This window comes from Streptomyces sp. PA03-6a (genome assembly GCF_033792765.1).
GTDB lineage: Bacteria > Actinomycetota > Actinomycetes > Streptomycetales > Streptomycetaceae > Actinacidiphila.
Genome location: NZ_JARAVK010000371.1, coordinates 1 through 6,415 on the forward strand (window position 1 = coordinate 1; position 6,415 = coordinate 6,415).

The 6,415-nt window shown below is 72.2% G+C and carries 6 protein-coding genes; 2 read left to right on the forward strand and 4 right to left on the reverse strand.

Annotated features, from left to right (window positions below; genetic code table 11):
• Window positions 1-610: 610 nt before the first annotated feature.
• Entirely contained in the window at window positions 611-2,107 is a 1,497-nt protein-coding gene (locus PV350_RS43215; RefSeq protein ID WP_500325234.1) for a glutamate-cysteine ligase family protein, read from the forward strand.
• Window positions 2,108-2,141: 34 nt separating this feature from the next.
• Window positions 2,142-2,969 carry a CPBP family intramembrane glutamic endopeptidase gene (locus tag PV350_RS43220; protein WP_499510559.1) on the forward strand — a complete coding sequence of 276 codons (828 nt, stop codon included), beginning with the start codon at window positions 2,142-2,144 and terminating at the stop codon, window positions 2,967-2,969.
• 7 nt (window positions 2,970-2,976) lie between these two features.
• Here PV350_RS43220 and PV350_RS43225 read toward each other — a convergent pair whose 3' ends face one another.
• The 4 genes from PV350_RS43225 to PV350_RS43240 form a co-directional block, all read right to left on the reverse strand.
• Window positions 2,977-3,804 carry a PhzF family phenazine biosynthesis protein gene (locus PV350_RS43225; RefSeq protein ID WP_499510558.1) on the reverse strand — a complete coding sequence of 276 codons (828 nt, stop codon included), beginning with the start codon at window positions 3,802-3,804 and terminating at the stop codon, window positions 2,977-2,979.
• A gap of 154 nt (window positions 3,805-3,958) precedes the next feature.
• On the reverse strand, window positions 3,959-4,483 hold the full coding sequence (locus PV350_RS43230) for a hypothetical protein (RefSeq protein WP_499510557.1): 525 nt from the start codon (window positions 4,481-4,483) through the stop codon (window positions 3,959-3,961).
• 135 nt (window positions 4,484-4,618) lie between these two features.
• Window positions 4,619-5,212, reverse strand: coding sequence for a TetR/AcrR family transcriptional regulator (locus PV350_RS43235; RefSeq protein WP_499510556.1), 594 nt, complete (start codon window positions 5,210-5,212; stop codon window positions 4,619-4,621).
• Window positions 5,213-5,291: 79 nt separating this feature from the next.
• Window positions 5,292-6,308 carry an alcohol dehydrogenase catalytic domain-containing protein gene (locus tag PV350_RS43240; RefSeq protein WP_499510555.1) on the reverse strand — a complete coding sequence of 339 codons (1,017 nt, stop codon included), beginning with the start codon at window positions 6,306-6,308 and terminating at the stop codon, window positions 5,292-5,294.
• Between the last annotated feature and the right edge of the window lie 107 nt (window positions 6,309-6,415).

Consider the following 6,415-nt stretch of genomic DNA (forward strand, 5'->3'; position numbering starts at 1 on the left):
CGAGAACGCTCCGCAGGGCGGGAGCGGGGGCTGGGGCTACCTGCAGCGGCATGGTGGGCGGCCTCTCATGAGGAGACACGGGGGGTGTTCGGCGGGGTGCGGACAGCACTGTCAGCGATGGAGCAGACGAAACGGCAGCAGGCCGGGACAGCCCGGATCCGCGGGGCGCGTGGGGGCGGCGACGTACGGAATCAGCGTGGGCATGCGGATCCCTTCCCGTGGCCGGATGCGTCGCGGGCGCGCGGCGGGTCGCGGAGGCTCTGCCTGTGAACGAAGGATATACGAGGAGTGTTCGCGCAGTGTTTCATCTAGCCGTCAGTGATATTACGGGCAAGGCGCTTCCAGGTCACCCTGGGCAGGTAATAGCTCCCCAATTGCGCCGTCGCCCACGCCGTGAACTGCGCTTTCCGCGTTACTGCGGATGGCTGAATCTCGTCGGTGCTTTTCACGACACTGCCGCCGTCGGCATGTGAATTCCGTCCATGCCCGCGGAATGTGCCGCAAGACGGTGCTCGTGGCCAGCTTAGCGGCTCGGCGCAGGCGCCGGGGGCCTTATCGATCTCAGGGCTGGGCATGATGTGATCACGGCCCACTCGAGGAAGGACCTCCGATGGGGGAAAAGGTCGCGGCCACGGGGTTCGACCTGGCCGACCGCCAGCGCTACCGCAGGAAGCTGAAGCAGTGCCTGCTGGGGTTGGAGCGACTGCTGGAGGAGAAGCGATTCGACCGCCCCCGCAATCTGATGGGGCTGGAGATCGAACTCAATCTCACCGACCGCGACGGGCTGCCGCGCATGATGAACGAGGAGGTCCTCGAGCGCATCGCGAGCCGTGATTTCCAGACCGAACTCGCACAGTTCAACATTGAAGTGAACATCGCCCCGCACCGGCTTTCCGGCCGGGTCCTGGACCGGCTCGCAGAAGAGTTGCGCATGGGCCTGGGATATGCCGAGGGAAAGGCCCGCGAGGTCGGCGCCCGCATCGTGATGGTGGGAATCCTGCCCACTCTCGGCGCGCAGGACCTGGTCGGTGCCAACCTGTCCCGCGTCGACCGCTACATGCTGCTCAACGACCGCATCCTCGCCGCCCGCGGCGAGGACATCACCCTGGACATCTCGGGGGTGGAGCGGCTGACCTGCGTCTCCGGTTCGATCGCCCCGGAGGCCGCGTGCACCTCGATGCAGATGCACCTGCAGGTCACCCCCGCGCGGTTCGCCGCGGTGTGGAACGCGGCGCAGGTGGTGGCCGGCCCTCAGGTCGCGCTCGGCGCCAACTCGCCCTTCCTGTTCGGCCGTGAGCTGTGGCGGGAGACCCGCCCCACGCTGTTCCAGCAGGCCACCGACACCCGCCCCGAGGAGCACCGGGCCCAGGGCGTGCGCCCGCTGACCTGGTTCGGCGAGCGCTGGATCGACTCCGCGTACGACCTCTTCGCCGAGAACGTGCGCTACTTCCCCTCCCTGCTGCCGATCTGCGAGGACGAGGACCCGCTGCACGTCCTGGACGAGGGCGGGGTGCCGCAGCTGAAGGAACTCACCCTGCACAACGGCACGATCTACCGCTGGAACCGCCCGGTGTACGCGGTCGTCGACGGCGTGCCGCACCTGCGGGTGGAGAACCGGGTGATGCCCGCCGGGCCCACCGTCGCCGACGTGCTCGCCAACACGGCCTTCTACTACGGGCTCGTCCGCTCCCTCGCCGAGGCGTCGCGCCCGGTGTGGAGCAGGCTGCCGTTCGCGGCCGCCGCGGCGAACTTCGACGCCGCGTGCCGGTACGGCATCGACGCGGTGTTCACCTGGCCCCGGCCGGGCCGCGGCAACGGCCTCGTGGAGATCGGGGCCGTCGAACTCGTCCTGGACGAACTGCTCCCGATGGCGGCCGCCGGACTGGACGCGTGGGGCATCGACCCGGTGGACCGGGACCACTACCTCGGCATCATCGAGGGCCGCTGCCGCAAGCGCACGAACGGCGCCGAGTGGCAGGCCGTCGCCTTCCACCAGGAGCTGGACCGCGGACTGGACCGGCAGCGGGCGCTGGCCGCGATGACCCTGCGCTACTGCGAGCTGATGCACACCGGCGCCCCCGTGCACGAGTGGCCCCTGGAACGCTGAGCCGCCGTCCGTGCCGCCCGGCCGATGAGGCAGGATGGCGCGGGTGGAGGCATCTGTGGACGGGAATGCGGCGGAGCCGGGCGGGTCCGGGGCCGGGTCGGTGGAGCGGCTCGGCCCGCGCGCGCTGCGCAGCGAGACCCTCCTGGTGCTCGCGCTGTCGCTCGGGGCGAGCGCGCTCGCGGCGCTGATCAGCTTCATCGGTTCGCTGACCAAGCCCGGCGGGCTCAAGGACCAGGCGGCCACCCTCGTCGGCTCGCAGGCGCCGGGCCGTCCGTGGCTGGACCTGGCCTGGCAGCTGTTCGGTGTCGCCACCGCGCTCGTCCCGGTCGCGCTCGTGGCCCACCTGCTGGCCCGCGAGGGCACCGGCATGCCGGCCATCGGCTTCGACCTGCGCCGCCCGCGGACCGACCTGCTGCGCGGCGCCGCTGTGGCCGCGGCCATCGGTGGCACCGGGCTGCTGTTCTACCTGGGCGCGCGCGCCTCCGGGTTCAACCTGACGGTCGTGCCGGAGTCGCTGCCCGACGTCTGGTGGAAGATCCCCGTGCTGATCGCCTCCGCGGTCCAGAACGCGGTGCTCGAAGAGGTCGTCGTCGTCGGCTACCTGCTGCGCAGACTGGGCCAGTTGGGCTGGACGCCGGTCGGCGCGCTGGTGGCCAGCAGCGTGCTGCGCGGCTCGTACCACCTCTACCAGGGCATCGGCGGGCTCATCGGGAACATGGCGATGGGCGTCGTCTTCGTCCTGCTCTACCGGCGCTGGGGCCGGGTGGGGCCGCTGGTGGCGGCCCACGCGCTGATCGACATCGTGGCCTTCGTGGGCTACGCGCTGCTCGCCGGGAAGGTCGGCTGGCTGCCGACCGCGTGAGGCCCCGCTACGGGTGGGCGTGCAGCTCGCCGTCGATCACGGTGACGGCACGGCCGCTGAGCCGCACGCGGTCACCGTGCAGCACCGTCCGCACCAGGCCCGAACGCGCCGAGGCCTGCAACCCGGTGAGCTCGTCGCGGCCCAGTCGCCGCGACCAGAACGGCGCCAGGGCGGTGTGGGCGCTGCCGGTCACCGGGTCCTCGTCGATGCCGACGGCGGGGAAGAAGCCGCGCGAGACGAAGTCGTAGCCGGTCGTCGCCGGGGACTCGGCTGCGGCCGTCACGATGAGCCCGCGCTTGGACGGCAGGGCGGCGACGGCAGCGACATCGGGGGTGAGCGCCCGCACGGTCTTCTCGTCGACGACCTCCACCAGCAGGTCGCCCACGTCGTCGCCGGTCTCGTGCACCGACAGCACGTCGGCGCCGATCGCGACGCCGATGTCGTCGGTGACGACGGCCGAGGTCAGCGGGGCTACGGGGAAGTCCATGGTGATGGTGCCGTCGTCGTCGGCCGTCGTCGTGAGGATGCCGCAGCGGGCGCCGAACCGCACCGGACCGCGGGCGGCGCCGGTGCTGTGCAGGATGTGCGCGGTGGCCAGGGTGGCGTGCCCGCACATGTTCACCTCGGCCTTGGGGGTGAACCAGCGCAGGGCCCAGTCCGCGTCCTGGGCGCCCGGCGTGGGGTGGGCGAAGGCGGTCTCGGAGAGGTTGACCTCGGCGGCCACCCGCTGGAGCCAGCCGTCGTCGGGGAATGCGTCCGCGTCCAGCAGCAGGACGCCCGCGGGGTTGCCGGCGAAGGGGCGGTCGGTGAAGGCGTCGACGATACGAATCCGCATGCCGGCGAGCGTACGGAGGTCCGGGCGCCACCGGCCAGGGCCAATCGGGGGGTTGTGGCCCGCGCCATGGGTGCCGCAGTCGCTTCCGCGCCCCAACCGGCGCCGGAACCGGCCCACTTGAGGGGCCGGAAGCCGGGGCGGGCCGGGTTCCCCGTCAGGCGGGCGGAGCGTCGTCGCCGAGCAGCGTGCGGACCAGGGCGCCGTGCGCGGCGAGCACGGCCCGGCACTGCGCGCGTTCCGGGTGATCGCCGTCCGGCCCCGAGAGGAGCACCGCGCGCTCGTTCCCCGGGTCGACGGGCCGGGCGAGTTCGGCCGCGACGGCGACGAGGTCGACCAGCGCGGACCGCACCGGGACCTCCGGGTCCGCGGCAAGACGGATCACGAACGGCAGGGCGGCCGGCATCGCGGCGCCCATCCGCAAGACACCGTCCATCAGGACGTTGGTGAGCACCCGCGCGGCCTCGGGGGCGGCACGCTGGTCGAGCAGCGTGTGGAGGACAGCCGGGAGCCCGCCGGGGCAGCCGGGGAAGTCGGCCCACGGCACTTCGGCGCAGCCGCGCAGCGCGGGATGCGCCGCACCGTCCCCGCCCGCGTCCGGATGGTCGCGCAGGAACCGGGCGACCATGGCCTGCTTGGCCGCGGTGTCGATCACGCACATGGTCGTCCGCCCTCCGGTCACGTCGTGCAGGGTCACCATTTTGTCTGACCGGGCCGCACCGGGTGCGCGGCGTCGAGGGCGACGGGCTGGACGGCACTTCGGTCGTCCGCGGGAAGCCGGTGCCCGGTCGCCGTGGGGCGTCCGGGCACCGGGCCGTCATGCCGCCGGGGGCGGCGGCGGTGCGAGCAGCGTTCCGAAGACCGTTTCGAAGAAGTCGTCGAAGGCCTCGCCCGAGCGGCCGGAACGCGCGGCGATCAGCGTGCCCTCCCAGGTGTTCAGGATGAACCGGGCCGTCCGTTCGGTGTCGAGGTCCGCCCGCAGGTCGCCGGCCTGCTGTGCCTCGGCGAGCGCGCCGGAGATCGACGAGGCCCACTGGCCGAGGGACGCACGGACGCCCGCGCGGATCGTCTCGCTGTGGTCGGCGATCTCGGCGCCGAAGTTGCCGATCATGCAGCCCCGGGTGAAGTCCGCGTCCACGGTCTCGTCGCGCAGGAACTCGAAGTGCGCGCGCAGCCGCGCCAGCGGCGCGGTGCCGGGTTCCGCCAGCTCGTGCGTCCGCCGGCCCGCGCCGTAGCGGTCGAGCGCGACGAGGGCCAGCGACTCCTTGCTGTCGAAGTGGTTGTAGAACGACCCCTTCGGAACGCCGGCCGCGTCCGTGATGTCCTTCACGCCTGCGGCGTTGTACCCCTTCGCGTGGAACTGTGCGACCGCCGCGTCGACGATCGCCTCGCGCATGCTCTGCCGGGCCATGGTGCCACCTCCGCACCGCAATATGGCCAGTCGTCTCTGATCTGTCAAAAATACACCCGGCAGGGCATGGCCCGCCGGGTCAGGCAGCCGCGTCCAGGACCACCCGGAAGCGGGCCTTGCCGGACATCATGCGCTCGTAGGCCTCGGGTGCCCGCGACAGGGGCATCGTCTCGACCATCGGGCGGATGCCGGAGCGCGAGCTGAACTCGAGGTTGTCCTCGTTCTCGATCGCGGAGCCGGTCAGGCTCCCGCTGATGGTGCGCGAACCGAGGACGAGGTCGGTCGTGGCGACGGAGACCGGGTCCATGGAGACGCCGACCACGACCATGTGCCCGCGCGGGGCGAGTCCGGGGACCAGCGGCGTCATCGACGTGCCGTTCGCCGCGGTGGCGACGATGGCGTCCGCGCCGCCCAGCTTGCGCAGCTGGGCTCCGGGGTCCTGCGCCGAGCTGTCGATGTAGTGGCTCGCGCCGAGTTCGAGGGCGAGCTTCTCCTTCTCCTGGCCGCGGGCGATGGCCGCGACGCGGTAGCCGAGCCGGGCGGCGTACTGGAGGCCCAGGTGGCCGAGGCCGCCGATGCCCTGGACCGCGACGAGCGCGCCGGGGCGGACGTCCAGCCGGCGCAGGGCGCTGAAGGTCGTGAGCCCGGCGCACAGCAGCGGGGCGGCGAGGGTGGGGGAGAGCTCGTCCGGTACCCGGACCAGGCCGCTGCTGCGGGTGACGAGGACCTCGGCGTAACCGCCGTCGGTGGTGGTGCCGGTCTGCGGCTGGTCGGTGCAGTTGACGAAGTCCCCGCGTCGGCAGGACGTGCACTCGCCGCAGTGCCCGCCCAGGAAGCCGACGCCCACCCGGTCGCCGACGCGCCAGGCGCTCACGCCCTCGCCGACGGCGTCGATGACGCCGACGACCTCGTGGCCGGGGACGACCGGCTGCGACGGGTCGGCCCGCAGGCCCTCCACGGCGAGCGCGTCGGAGTGGCAGACGCCGCAGGTCTCCACCCTCAGCCGCACGTGCCCGGCGGGCGGGGCGACGACCTCGCGGGTGACGAGCTCGAAGTTGCGGGCGCCTGTGACCTCGAATGCGCGGTACGTGGACATGGTTCTCCTCGACGGGTCGACCGGACCCACTGACCGTGCGCGACAACATGGCCCCTGTGAGTATGGGGGGCGGCCGAACAAAAATAAAAAAAAAAAAAAAACCAGCA